General features: G+C 73.8%; 15 protein-coding genes. 13 read left to right on the top strand and 2 right to left on the bottom strand.

What is annotated here, in order from left to right; translation table 11 throughout:
* Positions 1–170 precede the first annotated feature (170 nt).
* The 7 genes from rsmD to mutM all read left to right on the top strand — a co-directional run bounded on the left by rsmD (position 171) and on the right by mutM (position 5623).
* Entirely contained in the window at positions 171–755 is a 585-nt protein-coding gene (rsmD, locus tag ACZ6NC_RS33225) for a 16S rRNA (guanine(966)-N(2))-methyltransferase RsmD (RefSeq protein ID WP_465737571.1), read from the top strand.
* 52 nt (positions 756–807) lie between these two features.
* On the top strand, positions 808–1299 hold the full coding sequence (gene coaD / locus ACZ6NC_RS33220) for a pantetheine-phosphate adenylyltransferase (protein WP_465737570.1): 492 nt from the start codon (positions 808–810) through the stop codon (positions 1297–1299).
* Between the two features lie 196 nt (positions 1300–1495).
* On the top strand, positions 1496–2698 hold the full coding sequence (locus ACZ6NC_RS33215) for an ATP synthase F0 subunit B (RefSeq protein ID WP_465737569.1): 1203 nt from the start codon (positions 1496–1498) through the stop codon (positions 2696–2698).
* A gap of 282 nt (positions 2699–2980) precedes the next feature.
* Positions 2981–3625: a YceD family protein gene (locus ACZ6NC_RS33210; RefSeq protein WP_465552138.1), complete on the top strand. Its 645-nt coding sequence runs from the start codon at positions 2981–2983 to the stop codon at positions 3623–3625.
* Between the two features lie 2 nt (positions 3626–3627).
* Positions 3628–3801, top strand: a complete 174-nt coding sequence (gene rpmF, locus ACZ6NC_RS33205; RefSeq protein WP_030056747.1) for a 50S ribosomal protein L32 — start codon at positions 3628–3630, stop codon at positions 3799–3801.
* Positions 3802–3820: 19 nt separating this feature from the next.
* Positions 3821–4609: a ribonuclease III gene (rnc, locus tag ACZ6NC_RS33200; RefSeq protein WP_465737568.1), complete on the top strand. Its 789-nt coding sequence runs from the start codon at positions 3821–3823 to the stop codon at positions 4607–4609.
* A 93-nt stretch (positions 4610–4702) separates the two neighbouring features.
* The gene (gene mutM / locus ACZ6NC_RS33195; protein ID WP_465737567.1) at positions 4703–5623 is read left to right on the top strand and encodes a bifunctional DNA-formamidopyrimidine glycosylase/DNA-(apurinic or apyrimidinic site) lyase; all 921 of its coding nucleotides are present in this window, start codon (positions 4703–4705) and stop codon (positions 5621–5623) included.
* Between the two features lie 8 nt (positions 5624–5631).
* Here mutM and ACZ6NC_RS33190 read toward each other — a convergent pair whose 3' ends face one another.
* Positions 5632–6555 (bottom strand): DMT family protein, encoded by a 924-nt coding sequence (locus ACZ6NC_RS33190; protein WP_465737566.1) that lies wholly within the window; start codon positions 6553–6555, stop codon positions 5632–5634.
* 293 nt (positions 6556–6848) lie between these two features.
* On the opposite strand from ACZ6NC_RS33190, the gene ACZ6NC_RS33185 reads away from it, so the two are divergent.
* The 6 genes from ACZ6NC_RS33185 to ftsY all read left to right on the top strand — a co-directional run bounded on the left by ACZ6NC_RS33185 (position 6849) and on the right by ftsY (position 14878).
* On the top strand, positions 6849–8198 hold the full coding sequence (locus ACZ6NC_RS33185; RefSeq protein ID WP_465737565.1) for an EGFR-like transmembrane domain-containing protein: 1350 nt from the start codon (positions 6849–6851) through the stop codon (positions 8196–8198).
* Positions 8199–8366: 168 nt separating this feature from the next.
* A complete protein-coding gene (locus ACZ6NC_RS33180) occupies positions 8367–8864 on the top strand; it encodes a winged helix-turn-helix transcriptional regulator (RefSeq protein ID WP_465737564.1) in 498 nt (165 codons plus the stop codon).
* Between the two features lie 35 nt (positions 8865–8899).
* Positions 8900–9199: an acylphosphatase gene (locus ACZ6NC_RS33175; protein WP_465737563.1), complete on the top strand. Its 300-nt coding sequence runs from the start codon at positions 8900–8902 to the stop codon at positions 9197–9199.
* Positions 9200–9623: 424 nt separating this feature from the next.
* Positions 9624–9827, top strand: coding sequence for a hypothetical protein (locus tag ACZ6NC_RS33170; protein WP_030243474.1), 204 nt, complete (start codon positions 9624–9626; stop codon positions 9825–9827).
* A 177-nt stretch (positions 9828–10004) separates the two neighbouring features.
* Positions 10005–13622 carry a chromosome segregation protein SMC gene (gene smc, locus ACZ6NC_RS33165; RefSeq protein WP_465737562.1) on the top strand — a complete coding sequence of 1206 codons (3618 nt, stop codon included), beginning with the start codon at positions 10005–10007 and terminating at the stop codon, positions 13620–13622.
* Positions 13623–13669: 47 nt separating this feature from the next.
* Complete coding sequence (ftsY, locus tag ACZ6NC_RS33160) at positions 13670–14878, top strand: signal recognition particle-docking protein FtsY (RefSeq protein ID WP_465737561.1); 1209 nt, start codon at positions 13670–13672, stop codon at positions 14876–14878.
* Between the two features lie 67 nt (positions 14879–14945).
* On the opposite strand, the gene ACZ6NC_RS33155 is transcribed toward ftsY, so the two are convergent.
* Positions 14946–15611 (bottom strand): bifunctional DNA primase/polymerase, encoded by a 666-nt coding sequence (locus ACZ6NC_RS33155; RefSeq protein ID WP_465737560.1) that lies wholly within the window; start codon positions 15609–15611, stop codon positions 14946–14948.
* Between the last annotated feature and the right edge of the window lie 486 nt (positions 15612–16097).

The raw sequence follows: 16097 nt of genomic DNA, 5'->3' as shown, positions 1-16097 counted from the left end.
CCCCCCCCCCCCCCCCCCCCCCCCCCCCCCCCCCCCCCCCCCCCCCCCCCCCCCCCCCCCCCCCCCCCCCCCCCCCCCCCCCCCCCCCCCCCGCCCGCCTCCGGGGGTGCTCGGGGAGGGACGGGGCCGTATAGCGTGGTCGGGCAGCGACGAAAGGACCTCCCACCACCATGACCCGCGTCATCGCCGGGGCGGCCGGCGGCCGCCGGCTGGCCGTACCGCCCGGCCGGGGCACCCGCCCGACCTCCGACAAGGCCCGTGAGGCGATGTTCTCCACCCTGGCGGCGCTCCGCGGCACCCTGCACGGGGCCCGGATGCTGGACCTCTTCGGCGGATCGGGCGCGGTCGGCCTGGAGGCCCTGTCGCGCGGCGCCGAGCACGTCCTGCTGGTCGAGGCGGACGGACAGGCGGCGCGGGTGATCCGGGAGAACGTGCGGACGGTCGGCCTCTCCGGCGCGGTGGTGCAGGCCGCCCGTGCCGAGAAGGTGATCGCGGGCCCGCCCCCGGAGGCCCCGTACGACCTGGTCTTCCTCGACCCGCCGTACGTCGTCACCGACGAGGAGGTGCGCGAGATGCTGATCACACTCGTCGCCGGGGGCTGGCTCGCGGACGAAGCACTCGTCACCGTGGAGCGCAGCACCCGAGGCGGCGCGTTCGGCTGGCCCGAAGGTTTCGAGGAGCTGCGGTCCCGCCGTTACGGCGAGGGCACGCTCTGGTACGGTCGCGCCGCCGCCGAGGCCCGCCAGAACCCGTAGTGGGCCGAGGAGGCCCGCCGCACCCGTCACCCCACGAGGGAGCATCCACGCCATGCGCCGCGCCGTCTGCCCCGGATCGTTCGACCCGATCACCAACGGTCATCTCGACATCATCGAGCGGGCCTCGAAGCTGTACGACGTGGTGCATGTCGCGGTCGCGATCAACCGGAACAAGCAGGGCATGTTCACCATCGAGGAGCGGATCGCCCTGATCGAGGAGACCACCGCCAAGTACGGGAACATCGTGGTCGAGTCGCACCTCGGCCTGCTGGTGGACTTCTGCCGGGAGCGCGACATCCCGGCGATCGTCAAGGGCCTGCGCGCCGTCAGCGACTTCGACTACGAGCTGCAGATGGCCCAGATGAACCACGGGCTGACCGGCGTCGAGACGCTCTTCCTGCCGACCTCGCCGACGTACAGTTTCCTCTCCTCCACGCTGGTCAAGGAGGTCGCCTCGTACGGGGGCGACGTCTCGCACCTGCTGCCGGAGACGGTGCACCGCAGGCTGGTCGAGCGGATCGCGGAGCGGAAGGCGCAGCAGTAGCGGGCGCGGACCGGAAGCGTCCGTTTCTGCCGGTTCGTCACGACTTGTCCCGGGCGCGGTCAGGCGGGCCGGTCCGGGCGTTGTGACCTCGCCCTGCAGTGGCCGTACAGTCTGTACTCCCTGCCCTGCGGTGAGGTCCACCGCGCCGGGCCTGCCTCCGCCGGACCGTCGGCGGCACACGGAAAGACGAAGCCCCGTGGACGTGCAGAACAAGGTCGACGAGATCGTCGCGGCCGTCGAGAACGCCCGCTCGATGCCCATGTCGGCCTCCTGCGTGGTGAACCGAGCCGAGCTGGTCGGCCTGCTCCAGGACCTCAGGTCGGCACTGCCCGCCGAGCTGGCCCACGCCCAGTCGGTGATGGCCGACCACGAGCAGGTGGTGGCCGACGCCCAGGCCGAGGCCGAGCGGATCATCCAGGGCGCGCACGCCGAGCGCGGCTCGCTGATCTCCGACACCGAGGTGGTCCGCCGGGCGCAGGCCGAGGCGGACCGCATCCTCGCGGAGGCGCGCGCCGAGGTCGAGGGCAAGCGCGCCGAGGCCGACGACTACGTGGACAGCAAGCTCGCCAACTTCGAGGTCGTGCTCACCAAGACGCTCGGCGCGGTCGGCCGCGGCCGGACCAAGCTGCGCGGCGACTCCAGCGTCTTCGAGACCGAGTACGACGGCGAAAGCGACGGCGAGGAGTTCCGGCCGCAGCCGCGGATCACCCCGAGCCCCGAGGTCGACGAGTACGTCGATGTGAAGCTCGCCACCCTGGAGAACGTGCTCAGCGCGACCCTGGAGGCCGTCGGCAAGGGCCGCGACAAGCTGCTCGGCAAGGCCCCGATCGACGAGCTGGGCGCCTACCTGGCCGCCGCGGACCAGGCCCAGCAGGCCAAGGACCGCGCCGAGGCGGTCGCGGCGGGCTTCGCCGCCGTCGACGCCGACGGCGAGGAGGTGCCGTGGTACCGCGAGGAGGTGCCGCAGCAGCAGACCTGGCCCGAGCAGACCCCGGCCGCGGCCGGCTGGCAGGCCCCCGGCGCCGACCAGTACGCGGCGGCCGCGCAGCAGCCCGGCGGGCAGTACGCCGAGGTGTACGGCGGCGGCTACGACCCGGCCGGCCAGGCCGACCCGTACGGCGCCCAGTACGGCTACGGGCAACAGCAGCAGCCCCAGCAGCAGGGCTACCCGGCCGGGCAGGAGCAGGGCGGCTACGGCTACCCGCAGCCGCAGCAGGGGTACCCGGCGCAGCAGTACGACGCGTGGGGGAACCCCCAGCCGGAGGGCGGGGGAGGCTACCCGCAGCCGCCGGCCAACCCGCCCGCCCTCCCGCAGCAGCAGGCCGGCCTGGACGAGACCAGCTTCTTCGACACCAGCATGATCGACATGACCCGCCTGCGGGAGCTCGGCGGCCGCTGAGGGGTCGCTCCTCACTCGCCTCCGGGCGCTGCGGACCCGGTGCCGACGTTCGTCGCTCCCTCGCTCGCCGGCGCTCGCTCCCTCGCTCCTCGCTCACGGCACCGGCGCGCCCTTCGGCTCGTAAGGGGGCGGGCCGGTCGGACCGGAAGGACCGAAGTTGGGCCTGGCCGGAGACTCCGGTAGTCTGACCACTCCGGCCTCTCCGTGTCGGGCCGTCGGTCTGCCCGCGCAACGTCCGGTGAGCAGCACCGCACATCAGTTTTCTCAGGAAGTCAGGACACCTTGAACCGCCTCGACCACCGCGACCCCCTCGTGTTCGACACGCACGAGCTCGGTCGTCGCCCGGGCTCGCTGCGCAAGGTGTCCCGCACCCTGGAGGCCCCCGAGGGCCTCGGGATCATCGATGTGATCGGCGTCCCGGAGAAGAGCGAGATCCGGCTGGAGCTCCGCCTGGAGTCGGTGGTCGAGGGTGTGCTGGTGACCGGCACCGCCGAGGCCCACGTCGAGGGCGAGTGCGTGCGGTGCCTGGAGCCCGTCGACGACGACATCGACGTCGACTTCCAGGAGCTGTACTACTACCCGGAGTCCGACGAGCGTCACCGCGCCCGGACCGCCGGTGCCGAGGACCTCGACGAGGACTCGGAAGAAGAGACTTACCGTCTGGAGGGCGACTTCTTCGACCTCCAGCCGGTGCTGCGTGACGCGGTGGTGCTCGCACTGCCGCTGCAGCCGGTGTGCCAGGAAGACTGCCTGGGCCTGTGCTCCGAGTGCGGAGCGCGCCTGAGCGACGACCCGGCGCACCACCACGACGCCGTCGACCCCCGGTGGGCGGCTCTGCAGGGACTCTCCGCCGCCCCCGGCGACGAGGGTGACGGAATCAAGAACAGCGACACCCGTGAGGGTGCCGCCGAGAACCAGGAGAAGTAGCCGTGGCTGTTCCGAAGCGGAAGATGTCGCGCAGCAACACGCGCCACCGCCGTTCCAACTGGAAGGCCGTCGTTCCGGCCCTCGTGGCGTGCGACCGCTGCCACGAGCCGAAGCTCGGCCACATCGCGTGCCCGAGCTGCGGCACGTACAACCGTCGCCAGGTCCTCTCGGTCTGATCGGCGGGTGTACGGATCGATGTCGGACGGTAACCCCTCCCGCAAGGCGGCCACTGCCCTGAAGGCTTCTTCGGGCGGCGGAAAGGCCGGCGGGCCGGCTTCGACCGAATACGACGTTCTGGAAGGGCGCCTCGGGTACACACTCGAGCGCGCCCTTCTGGTACGTGCCCTGACCCACCGCTCGTACGCGTACGAGAACGGCGGGCTGCCCACCAACGAGCGCCTGGAGTTCCTCGGCGACTCGGTGCTGGGCCTGGTGGTGACCGACACCCTCTACCGCGTCCACCCGGACGTCCCGGAGGGCACGCTCGCCAAGCTGCGCGCCGCGGTGGTCAACTCGCGCGCGCTCGCCGACGTCGGCCGGGGCCTCGAGCTCGGCACGTTCATCCGCCTCGGCAAGGGCGAGGAGGGTACCGGCGGCCGCGACAAGTCGTCGATCCTCGCCGACACCGTCGAGGCCGTGATCGGCGCCGTCTACCTGGACCAGGGTCTGGACGCGGCCACCGACTTCGTCCACCGGCTGTTCGACCCGCTGATCGAGGAGTCCTCGCAGCTGGGCGCCGGCCTGGACTGGAAGACCAGCCTCCAGGAGCTCACCGCCTCGGTGGGCATCGGAGTGCCGGAGTACGTGGTCGAGGAGTCCGGCCCGGACCACGAGAAGACCTTCACCGCCGCGGCCCGGGTGGCCGGCGAGGACTTCGGCAGCGGCGTCGGCCGCTCGAAGAAGGAAGCCGAGCAGAAGGCCGCGGAGAGCGCCTGGCGGGCGATCAAGGAGAAGTACGCCGACCGGCTGCCCAGCGGGGCCTGAGCCGGCACTGCCCGCCGCGGACACCGCGGCGGGCTCTCCCGTGTACGCAGTAACCTTCCTCCTGCAGATCCCTGTCGCAGGAGGCTTGTTCCCGTGCCCGAACTCCCCGAGGTAGAGGTCGTCCGCCGAGGCCTGGCCAACTGGGTCGCCGGGCGGACGGTCGCCGGTGTCGAGGTGCTGCACCCGCGGGCGGTACGCCGCCAGCCCGCCGGCGCAGCCGACTTCACGGCCAGGCTGACCGGCACCACGCTCGGTACCGCGCAGCGCCGCGGCAAGTACCTCTGGGTGCCGCTCTCCGGCGCCGGCGCGGGGCCGCAGGCCGACTCCGGGCCCCACGGGCCGGCGGCCGGGGGATTCTCGTTGATCGGCCACCTCGGGATGAGCGGCCAACTCCTCGTCCAGGACCCGGCGGTGCCCGACGAGACCCACCTGAGGGTCCGGCTCCGGTTCACCGACGGTGGGCGCGAACTGCGCTTCGTCGACCAGCGGACCTTCGGCGGGCTGGCCGTCGAGGAGGCCGAGGACGGCGACCCCGAGGGCACCCCCGTCTCCCTCGCGCACATCGCCCGCGACCCGCTCGACCCGCGCTTCGACGACGCCGCCTTCCTGGCCGCACTGCGCGCCAAGCGCACCACGGTCAAGCGGGCGCTGCTCGACCAGACCCTGATCAGCGGGGTCGGCAACATCTACGCGGACGAGGCGCTCTGGCGCTCCCAGCTGCACTACGACCGCCCGACCGCCACGCTCACCCGCCCGCAGGCCGCCGTCCTGCTGGCCAGCGCCCGGGACGTGATGACCGCGGCCCTCGCCGTCGGCGGCACCAGCTTCGACAGCCTCTACGTCAACGTGAACGGCGAGAGCGGCTACTTCTCCCGCGACCTCGACGCCTACGGCCGCGAGGACGAGCCCTGCCGCCGCTGCGGCACCGCGATCCGCCGGGCCCCCTGGATGAACCGCTCCAGCTACTTCTGCCCCCGCTGCCAGCGCGCCCCGCGCGCCCGCAGCGGGGGCTGACCCCCGCCCTACCGCTTGGAGAGTTCGGGTTCGACGGCGCTGCCGTCGGGGGCCGCGCCGTGGGTGTCCTGACCGTAGTAGGCGACGCCGACCGCCGAGACGACGGCGAGCACGAAGCCGGCCACACCGAGCCAGGCGAGGCCGTCCTTGGAGGAGTCGCCGAGCCAGATGACGCCGACCGCACCGGGCAGCACCGTCTCACCGACCACCAGGGCGGCGGTCGCGCCGTTCACCGAGCCGATCTGCAGCGCGACGGTGTGCACGTACATCCCGCCGAGGCCGCCGACCAGGATCGCGTACAGCGCCGGGTCGGAGAGCAGCTTGCCCAGCTCGAACGGGTCGATGCCGTTGAGGATGCGCACACCGACGCCGAGCGCGCCGAAGCCGAGACCGGAGAGCAGACCGGCGACGATCGCGCCGTTGGCGCCCATCCGCCGCACCAGCAGGCTGCCGCCGACCAGCAGCACGGTGGTGATCAGCAGCAGCCACCAGTGGAAGGACATCGCCGCCTGGTGGCCGCCCTCCGGACCGGCCGAGACGGCCAGCAGCACCAGCGCCGAGCAGAGGACGCCGATCGACGCCCACTCCAGCTGCTTCAGCCGGATCCCGAGCAGCTTGATGCTCAGCACCGCGGTGATCACCAGGTTGGCGCTGATGATGGTCTGCGAGAGGAACAGCGGCAGCAGCCGCGCGGCCAGCGCGCCGAGCCCGAAGCCGATGAAGTCGAGCACCGTGCCGAGGATGAACTCCCAGGTGACGGCGGCCTTCGCGGTGGAGGCGAGGCTGGGCCCGCCGTGTGCGGTGGTGCCGGCCGAGGCGTTTCCGGCGGCGGCCTCCTCCCGGGCGGAGCGCCGTGATCCGACGGCCTGCAGGACCGAACCGGTGCCGTAGCAGGCGGAGGCCGCCACGGCGGTGACGAGGCCGATGAACACCCAGTGCTCCGATCGAGAGACGTGGTCAAGAAAAGGTCAAGGGACCGAGGTACGGCCACCACTATGCCCGGTCGCGGGACAGCGTCGGAGCGCTCCTTCACCGGGCCGAGCCTGCCGGAACGTACGACCGGGCCGGTGGCCGGGTTCCCGCCGCCGGTACGGTTCGGGGGCGACCGGGGGAAACATCATCCCCGAGGAGGGGAGCGACCCCGGCGGACGGTGGGGGTGCGCCCGCCCGCCCGTACGCGAAGGGTATGCCCTGCCCGGACGCCGGTGGGGGTAGCGTCGGTGACATGAGAACCCTTGCTCGACGACGTTCCCGGGGCGCCGGGCCCCTGGCCCTGGTGGCGGCGCTGCTCGGGCTGCTGCTCCTGCTGGCGCCGGCGGCCTCCGCGGCCGGCGGGCTGGACGACGCCACCGCGACACTCAAGCAGGGCCGGGTCTACGTCGACCCGGCGATGACGGGCCGGTTCAGCCAGAGCCAGGCCGACGCCCTGACCGAGAAGATCCGCAAGGCGGACAAGCCGGTCTTCATCGCGGTGGTCCCGGCCGCCGACCCGTACGGCGCCCAGACCGTCTTCAACGACCTGCGCACCAAGGTGGGCATCACCGGCACCTACGGCGTCTGGCGCGGCGACCAGTTCCAGGCCCGCTCGGACCGGGAGGCGCTGCCCACCGCGAGCGCCGAGCGGATCGCGGGCGCGGCCTTCCGCTCGCACTCCGGCGACATCGACGCCACCCTGAACGACTTCGTCGACACCGCCGCTCCGCAGGTCAAGGGCCACGGCGTGAACAGCTCCGGCGGGGGCATGTCGATCGCCGCGATCGTCGTCCCGCTGGCCCTGCTGGCGCTGGCCGGCACCGGCGTCTTCCTGCTCTTCCGCCGGGCGAAGAAGCACAAGGAGGAGCAGCGGCAGGCCGAACTCGCGCAGCTGCGCCGGGTGGTGGACGAGGACATCACGGCCTTCGGCGAGGAGCTCGACCGGCTCGACTTCAACCCGGGCGCCGCCGACGCCGACGACGTCCAGCGCACCGACTACACGCACGCCCTGGACTCCTACGAGCGGGCCAAGCGCAGCATGGACGAGGCCAAGGGCCCGGAGGACGTCAAGCCGGTCACCGAGGCGCTGGAGGACGGCCGGTTCGCGCTGGCCACGCTGGCCGCCCGGCGCGAGAAGCTGCCGCTGCCGGAGCGCCGCCCGCCGTGCTTCTTCGACCCGCGCCACGGCCCGTCCGTACAGGACGCCGACTGGGCCCCGGCCGGCGGCGCCGCCCGTACCGTCCCGGCCTGCCGGGCGGACGCCGACCGGCTGGCCGCCGGCCAGGACCCGGACATCCGGACCGTCCCGACCGAGCACGGCCCCCAGCCGTACTGGAACGCCGGCCCGGCCTACGGGCCCTGGGCGGGCGGCTACTTCGGCGGTTACGGCGGCGGCCTGCTGCCGGGCCTGCTGGTCGGCACCATGCTCGGCTCGATGATGGGCACCCCGGCCTACGGCGCCCCGGTCGACGCCGGCTCCGACTACGACGGCGGCGACTACTCGGGTGCCGACTACAACTCCGGTGACTTCGGCGGCGGCTTCGACAGCGGCGGTGGCGGCGGTGACTTCGGCGGCGGGGGCGACTTCGGCGGAGGGTTCTGACCCCGGCGCGGGCTCCCGCCCCGCGGACGGTTCCGACCCCGCCCGACGCGGTCGGGCGGCACCACGGCCCCGCTGCTCACCGGCGGGGCCGCAGTGCTGTCCGGCGCCGGCCGGCGGAGCGGGGGCGGCTGGGTTTGAGAACGCAACCCTGTGTGGCAGGCTGGCTCCGTGACCTCCCACACGCCTTCGGCCCCGCCCGCCCTCCCCGGCCGGCCCTGCTCGATCGCCGCCGCGCTGCACGTGGTCGGCGAGAAGTGGGCGCTGCTCGCCGTCCGCGAGCTGTTCTACGGCAACCACCGCTTCGACCGGATCGCCCGCAACACCGGCGCGCCGCGTGACCGGCTCACCGCCCGGCTGCGCGCCCTGGAGGAGGCGGGCGTGGTCGAGCGCCGCGCCTACAGCGAGCGGCCGCCGCGGTACGAGTACCACCTCACCGAGGCCGGCCGTGACCTGGCACCGCTCACCCAGGCGCTGCTCGGCTGGGGCGACCGCTGGCTGCTGCCCGAGCCGCCGGTCACCTTCGGGCACACGCCCCACGGGCACGAGCCGCACCCGTACGACCCGGCCTGGGTCTGCCGCACCTGCGGCGAGGAGGGGCGGCGACAGGACCTCCGGCTGGAGATCCACAGCCCGGGCTGGACCATGGAGGGCCCCACCTCGCCGTGACGCGTGGTGCCGCCGCTCCGGATAGGGTCGGGGGCATGCACGGTCGTGACGCGCACAGCGATGAACCGGTCCGGGCGACCGCCTGGGTGCGGGGCAAGGTCCAGCAGGTCGGCTTCCGCTGGTGGACCAGGGCGCGGGCGCTGGAGATCGGCCTGACCGGCTATGCGAGCAACCTCGGCGACGGCCGGGTCCAGGTGGTGGCCGAGGGCCTGGCCGCCGACTGCGAGGAACTGCTCGCCCTGCTGCGCGGCCCCGACACGCCCGGCAGCGTCTCCGGTGTGACCGAGATCTGGACGGCCGTCGGCGCCGGCTACGAGAGCTTCGAGATCCGCTGAACCGGGTACCGGAGCAGGTGTTGGGCCCGTCGCCGTGGGGCGTACGCGAAATGATCGGCAACTGCCGGTGTCATACGGTTGCCATCCGGGCAGACTCGTGGTTGACTCCGCATCGAACGATGATCCACGAGCACCTGGTGGAGACCGGCCCGAGACCGCCTGGCGTGACCACACCGCCATGCAGGTGACAGGGGCGCGGTAGCGTGCGGTGATCGTGTTGACCCTTTCCGTCTTTGGTGAGACGCTTGAAGCCCGCGCACACGACCGCGTTTATCCGGTAGGCGTATACCCCGTGGGCCCAGCTCACGGTGGTTGTGCCGTGGTGCCCAGCCAGCACTGCCGGTGGCGCGCCGCGCGTGCGTCCCCCTTCCCCCTAGACCTGTACCGTTCCGGTTCGGTCACTCAGCGTGGAGGACCATTCATCATGGCAAAGGCGCTTCTCGGGTACGTCGGCGGCCCCGACCCGCGAATGCTCTCCGAGATGCGACGGCTTCAGCAGCGCGTCCAGGACCTGGAGTCCGAGCTCCTTCGGATGCAGGCTGAGAACGACGCTCTCACCGCTGTCGCTGACGAGCACTCGCTGCTCAACAGCATCGATCTGGATCAGCGGGAGCCGGCTCTCACCTGAGTCCCGCCCGGTCCTCGCAGATCGACGCCGCTGTGCACTGAGCCGCCCCGAAAGGGACGCAGCTTGCAAGGGACGCCCTGAGTGGCGTCCCTTCGTCGTGTCCGGAGGCGTATCCGCCGGTCACCGCCGGATACAGTCGCAAGCCGGGGCCCTGGCGAGCGACGAGGAGACCGGCGCGTGCACCTGAAGAGTCTGACGCTGCGCGGGTTCAAGTCCTTCGCCTCCGCCACCACCCTGCGGTTCGAGCCCGGCATCACCTGCGTGGTCGGCCCCAACGGCTCCGGCAAGTCCAACGTCGTCGACGCGCTCTCCTGGGTGATGGGGGAGCAGGGCGCCAAGTCGCTGCGCGGCGGCAAGATGGAGGACGTCATCTTCGCCGGTACCAGCGGGCGCGCCCCGCTCGGCCGCGCCGAGGTCAGCCTCACCATCGACAACTCCGACGGCGCGCTGCCGATCGAGTACGCCGAGGTGACCATCACCCGGACGATGTTCCGCAACGGCGGCAGCGAGTACGCGCTCAACGGCGAGACCTGCCGGCTCCTCGACATCCAGGAACTGCTCTCCGACTCCGGCATCGGCCGCGAGATGCACGTCATCGTCGGCCAGGGGCAGCTCGACTCCGTCCTGCACGCCGACCCGATGGGCCGCCGCGCCTTCATCGAGGAGGCCGCCGGCGTCCTCAAGCACCGCAAGCGCAAGGAGAAGGCGCTGCGCAAGCTCGACGCGATGCAGGTCAACCTCAACCGCATCCAGGATCTGGTGGCCGAACTCCGCCGCCAGCTCGGCCCGCTCGGCCGCCAGGCGAAGATCGCCCGCCGCGCCGCCGGCATCCAGGCCGACCTGCGCGACGCCCGGCTCCGGCTGCTCGCCGACGACCTGCTCACCCTGCGCCGGGCCGTCGAGGCCGAGGTCGCCGACGAACTGGCGCTCAGACTGCGCCGCTCCACCGTCGAACAGGAGCTGGCGCGCGCGGTGCAGCGCGAGGCCGTCCTGGAGGCGCAGGTCCAGCAGCTCGGCCCGAGCCTGGAGACGGCCCGCCAGACCTGGTACCGGCTCTCCGCGCTGGCCGAACGCACCCGCGGCACCGTCGGGCTGGCCGAGGCCCGGGCCCGGCACGCGGCCGCGGGCGGGCAGGCCGAGGAGCGGCGCGGGCGGGACCCTGAGGAGCTGGAACGGGAGGCCGAGCAGGTCCGGGAGGAGGAGGCCGCGCTGGCCGAGGCGCTGGAGGAGGCCCGGTTCGCGCTGGCCGAGGCGGTCGAGAGCAGGAGCGCGCTGGAACGCGCGCTCGCCGCGGAGGAGCGGCGGCTGAAGGACGCCGCCCGGGCCATCGCCGACCGCCGGGAGGGCCTGGCCCGGCTCCAGGGACAGGCCGCGGCCGCCCGCTCCAAGGCCGCCGCCGCGCAGGCCGAGATCGGCCGGCTCGCCGAGGCCCGGGACGAGGCGCTGCTGCGCGCCGAGGCCGCCCGGCAGGAGTACGAGGAGTTGCGCACCCAGGTCGACGGCCTGGCCGGGGACGACGAACGCGCCGACGCCGCACACGAGGCGGCGCGCGAACGGCTCGCCGCCGTCGAACGCGACCTGGCCACCGCTCGCGAGGCCGCCGGCGCCGCCGAGCGCGAGCGGGCCGGGCTGACCGCGCGGCACGAGGCGCTGGCGCTCGGGCTGCGGCGCAAGGACGGCAGCGGCGCGCTGCTGGCGGCCGGCGACCGGCTGGCCGGGCTGCTCGGCCCGGCGGCCGCGCTGCTGAGGATCGCCCCCGGCCACGAGGCCGCCGTCGCGGCGGCGTTCGGCACGGCGGCGGACGCGGTGGCGGTCGACTCGCCCGGCACCGCCGCCGAGGCACTGCGGCTGCTGCGCAAGGAGGACGCCGGCCGGGCCACGCTGCTGATCGCCGGCGCCCCCGAACCCGCCCCCGTCGCGGGGGAGTTGCCGGCCGGTGCCCGCTGGGCCGCAGAACTGGTCGACGGGCCCGCCGAGTTGCTGCCGGCCGCACGGGCCCTGCTGGCCGGCGTCGTGGTGGTCGGCTCACTCGACGAGGCGGTGGCGCTGGTCGGTGCCCGCCCCGGTCTGGCCGCCGTCACCGCCGAGGGCGACCGGCTCGGCGCCGGCTACGCGCACGGCGGCTCGGGCGGCGCGCCCAGCCTGCTGGAGACCCAGGCCGCGGTGGACGACACCGCCCGGGCGATCGACCGGCTGGCCGTCCGCTGCACCGAGTCGGCCGAACGGCTGGCCGAACTCACCGAGCTGCGCCGGGAGTCGGCCGCCGGGCTGGAGCAACTGGCAGCCCACCGGCGGCAGGCCGCGAAGGAACGGGCCGAGGTGGCCGGCGCCCTCGGCCGGCTCGGCGGGCAGTCCCGGGCCGCGGCCGGCGAGGCCGAACGGCTCTCCGCCGCCGCCGGCCGGGCCGAGGAGGGGCTCGCCCAGCTCCTCGCCACCGCCGAGGAGCTGGCCGAACGGCTCGCCGCGGCCGAGGAGTCGGCGGACGCGGGGGAGGACGAGCCGGACGCCGCCGAGCAGCAGCGGCTGGCGCAGGCCGCCACCGCCGCCCGGCAGACCGAGCTGGAGGCGCGGCTCGCCGTGCGCACCCACGAGGAGCGGGTGCGCGCCCTGAGCGGCCGCGCCGACCAGCTGGACCGGGCTGCCCGCGCCGAACGCGAGGCGCGCGCCCGGGCCGCCGAGCGCCGCCGGCGCGCCGAGCACGACGCCGGGGTGGCGAACGCCGTCGCGGCGGGCGCACGGCAGCTGCTGGCCTGCCTGGAGGTGTCGCTGGCCCGCGCGGACGCCGGGCGGGCCGCCGTCGAGCAGGCGCGCACCGAACGCGAGTCGGAGCTCCGGGAGCACCGCGAGCACGGCCGCGAACTCAAGGCCGAGCTGGACAAGCTGGTCGACGCCGGACACCGGGACGAGGTGCTGCGGGCCGAGAAGCGGCTGCGGATCGAGCAGTTGGAGGCCCGCGCGCTGGAGGAGTTCGGCATCGAGGGCGGCGAGCTGCTCGCCGCGTACGGGCCGGACCGGCTCGTCCCGCCGCCGGCCCCCGAGGACGGCGGGGAGCCCGGCGAGCCGCGCCCGTACGACCGGGCCGAGCAGGAGAGGCGGCTGCGGGCGGCCGAGAAGGCGTACCAGCAGCTCGGCAAGGTGAACCCGCTGGCGCTGGAGGAGTTCGCGGCGCTGGAGGAACGGCACAAGTTCCTCGGCGAGCAGCTGGACGACCTCAAGCGGAGCCGGCGCGACCTGCTCGACATCGTCAAGGATGTGGACGAGCGGGTCGAGCAGCTGTTCACCTCGGCGTACCACGACACCGCCGCCCAGTTCGAGGGCGTCTTCTCGCGGCTCTTCCCCGGCGGGGAGGGGCGGCTGGTGCTGACCGACCCGGACAACATGCTGACCACCGGCGTCGAGGTGGAGGCCCGCCCGCCGGGCAAGAAGGTCAAGCGGCTCTCGCTGCTCTCCGGCGGCGAGCGCTCGCTGACCGCGGTGGCGCTGCTGGTGTCGATCTTCAAGGCCCGGCCCAGCCCGTTCTACGTGATGGACGAGGTGGAGGCGGCGCTGGACGAGACCAACCTGCGCCGGCTGGTCGGGATCATGGAGGAGCTGCGCGAGAGCTCCCAGCTGATCGTGATCACCCACCAGAAGCTGACCATGGAATCGGCCGACGCCCTCTACGGCGTGACCATGAAGGGCGACGGCATCTCCCAGGTGATCAGCCAGCGGCTGCGCGAGGCGACACCTCCCGCCCGGCGGGCCGCCGGGGAGCTCCGGGAGCGCCCCCCGGCGAGCCGTACCGTTTCTGCCTAGTCCGCCTGCGGTCCGTCCGCGCCGCCGTCACGGATACTGGACGAGTTATGGAATACGTGATCCTTGCCGTAGTCATCGCCGTGGTCGCCATCGGCGCGATCGCCGGCCTCGTCGTTTCCGGCAGACGACGCCAGCAGCTACCACCGAAGTCGCAGGCGCCGGTCATCACGGCGCCCCCGACCCCGCAAGAGCCCCAGGTCGGCGAGGAGGCCGCGCCGCCGACCGAGGAGCCCCGACGCACCGTCGAGGAGGTGGAGCTCCCCCTTCCCGAGGCCGAGGCCGTCCCCTCGACGGTCGAAGAGGTCGAGGAGGCTCCCGCCCTCGAAGTCCCCGAGCCCACCGCCGGCCGGCTGGTCCGGCTGCGCTCCCGGCTCTCCCGTTCGCAGAACTCGCTCGGCAAGGGCCTGCTCTCGCTGCTCTCCCGCGAGCACCTCGACGAGGACACCTGGGAGGAGATCGAGGAGACCCTGCTGACCGCCGACGTCGGCGTGGCCCCCACCCAGGAGCTGGTCGAGCGGCTGCGCACCCGGGTGAAGGTGCTCGGCACCCGCACCCCGGACGAGCTGCGCGGGCTGCTCCGCGAGGAGCTGGTCGAGCTGATCGGCAAGGACGCCGACCGCACGGTGCACTCCACCAAGCACGAGGAGGGCCCGGCCGTCGTCCTGGTCGTGGGCGTCAACGGCGTCGGCAAGACCACCACCACCGGCAAGCTGGCCCGCGTCCTGGTCGCCGACGGCCGCAAGGTGGTGCTCGGCGCCGCCGACACCTTCCGCGCCGCCGCCGCCGACCAGCTGCAGACCTGGGGCGAGCGGGTCGGCGCGCACACCGTGCGCGGCCCGGAGGGCGGCGACCCGGCCTCGATCGCGTTCGACGCGGTCAAGGAGGGCATCGCCGAGGGCGCCGACACCGTGCTGGTGGACACCGCCGGCCGGCTGCACACCAAGACCGGTCTGATGGACGAGCTGGGCAAGGTCAAGCGGGTCGTCGAGAAGCACGGCCCGGTGGACGAGGTGCTGCTTGTGCTGGACGCCACCACCGGCCAGAACGGGCTGATCCAGGCACGGGTCTTCGCCGAGGTGGTCGACATCACCGGCATCGTGCTGACCAAGCTGGACGGCACCGCCAAGGGCGGCATCGTGGTCGCGGTCCAGCGGGATCTGGGCGTGCCGGTCAAGCTGATCGGTCTCGGTGAGGGCGCGGACGACCTGGCGCCGTTCGAGCCGGGTGCGTTCGTGGACGCGCTGATCGGGGACTGAGCCCCCGGCCTACCGGTGAAGGGTCCGCCTCGCGAGGGGCGGGCCCTTCGGCGTTCTCCGCCGGTGTCTACGAGGCGAGCCAGGCGGGTTCGGCGGTGCGCTCGCGGCCGCGGTGGCAGGCGTAGGCGAGGGTGCCGAGGAGCAGCCGGGCCTCGGGCGGGCAGCCGGCGTTGTCGCGGGTCGGCCGGCGCAGCCAGCGGACCGGGCCGAGGCCGCCGAGGACGGTGGGCGGGGCGGCGACGTAGCTGCCCTCGCCGTGGCAGGTGAGGTCGAGCGCGGCGTCGTCCCAGCCCATCCGGTAGAGCAGGTCGGGCAGCCGGCGGGCGGTGCCGGCGGCGACCAGGAACTGCAGCCGGCCGGTGGGCGCGGCCAGCACCGGGCCCACCTGGGTGCCCATCCGCTCCAGCCGGACCAGCGCCTGCAGGCCGGCCTGCTCGGGGACGTCCAGGACGTCGAAGGCGCGGCCGGTGGGGAACAGTACCGAGGCGTCCGCGCCGGAGCGGGCGGCCGGCTCGCCGCCGGGGGCGGGGTGCAGGCCGGGCGCCGCACAGCGGGGGGTGCCGCAGTGACAGCGGGCCGCGGCACCGGCCGGGCTGCCGACGGCGACCGCCCAGCCCCAGCGGCCGGTGTACTCCGCGGCCGCCTGGGACGCGGTGGCCCGGGTGCGACGGCGCGCGCCCAGCGGGGCCAACCGCAGGTGCCCCAGTCGAAGTTCGCCGAACAGGTTGTCCATGCCTCCCCCAACAGGTTCTCGTTGCCGATGGTTACGGGATGGTGACTTTGTGTTGATTGTCCGTCGCGTGGTGCGTTGTGCGGTGGCGGCGCGCAGCGCGTGGCGTGCGCCAGTTGCGGGGTTGCGCCTCGGGCGCCGCCTTGTGGCAGGCGGTGCCGATGCCGGATCGTCGTGTGCGCGGGACGGCCGTCGACCGGGCGGGCGGCAAACTCGCCTGTGGCCGCTGTGGATTGCCGCGCTGAGCAGGAGTGCCGGTGGGGACTTGGCGGCCCGCATATGCCGGACCGTCGGGACTACCCAGTGAAGCGTGTGCGGACTTGCTTCGGTTCACTCCTGGGGGTGGCGAAAGGTGGCGTTTCGCCAGGGTCGCTCCCACGGGTGCCGTACGGGGCATTACGTTCAGCACGCGGACGCCGTCGGAGAGTCCACTCCAGCCCCTCGGGGGACGGGAGTTGGGGAAGCTGACGGTCCGTCCGTCAGGATGGC

It is taken from the genome of Kitasatospora sp. NPDC041988 (genome assembly GCF_055588525.1).
Note: the sequence above shows the minus strand (reverse complement) of the source record. Positions and strands in the feature narration are given on the sequence as shown.

Bases quoted from the DNA above. Each gene is read 5' to 3' on its own strand.
- rsmD (WP_465737571.1), top strand. From the start codon at position 171: ATGACCCGCGTCATCGCCGGGGCGGCCGGCGGCCGCCGGCTGGCCGTA.
- coaD (WP_465737570.1), top strand. From the start codon at position 808: ATGCGCCGCGCCGTCTGCCCCGGATCGTTCGACCCGATCACCAACGGT.
- rnc (WP_465737568.1), top strand. From the start codon at position 3,821: ATGTCGGACGGTAACCCCTCCCGCAAGGCGGCCACTGCCCTGAAGGCT.
- ACZ6NC_RS33185 (WP_465737565.1), top strand. From the start codon at position 6,849: ATGAGAACCCTTGCTCGACGACGTTCCCGGGGCGCCGGGCCCCTGGCC.
- ACZ6NC_RS33175 (WP_465737563.1), top strand. From the start codon at position 8,900: ATGCACGGTCGTGACGCGCACAGCGATGAACCGGTCCGGGCGACCGCC.
- ACZ6NC_RS33170 (WP_030243474.1), top strand. From the start codon at position 9,624: ATGGCAAAGGCGCTTCTCGGGTACGTCGGCGGCCCCGACCCGCGAATG.
- ftsY (WP_465737561.1), top strand. From the start codon at position 13,670: ATGGAATACGTGATCCTTGCCGTAGTCATCGCCGTGGTCGCCATCGGC.
- ACZ6NC_RS33155 (WP_465737560.1), bottom strand. From the start codon at position 15,611: ATGGACAACCTGTTCGGCGAACTTCGACTGGGGCACCTGCGGTTGGCC.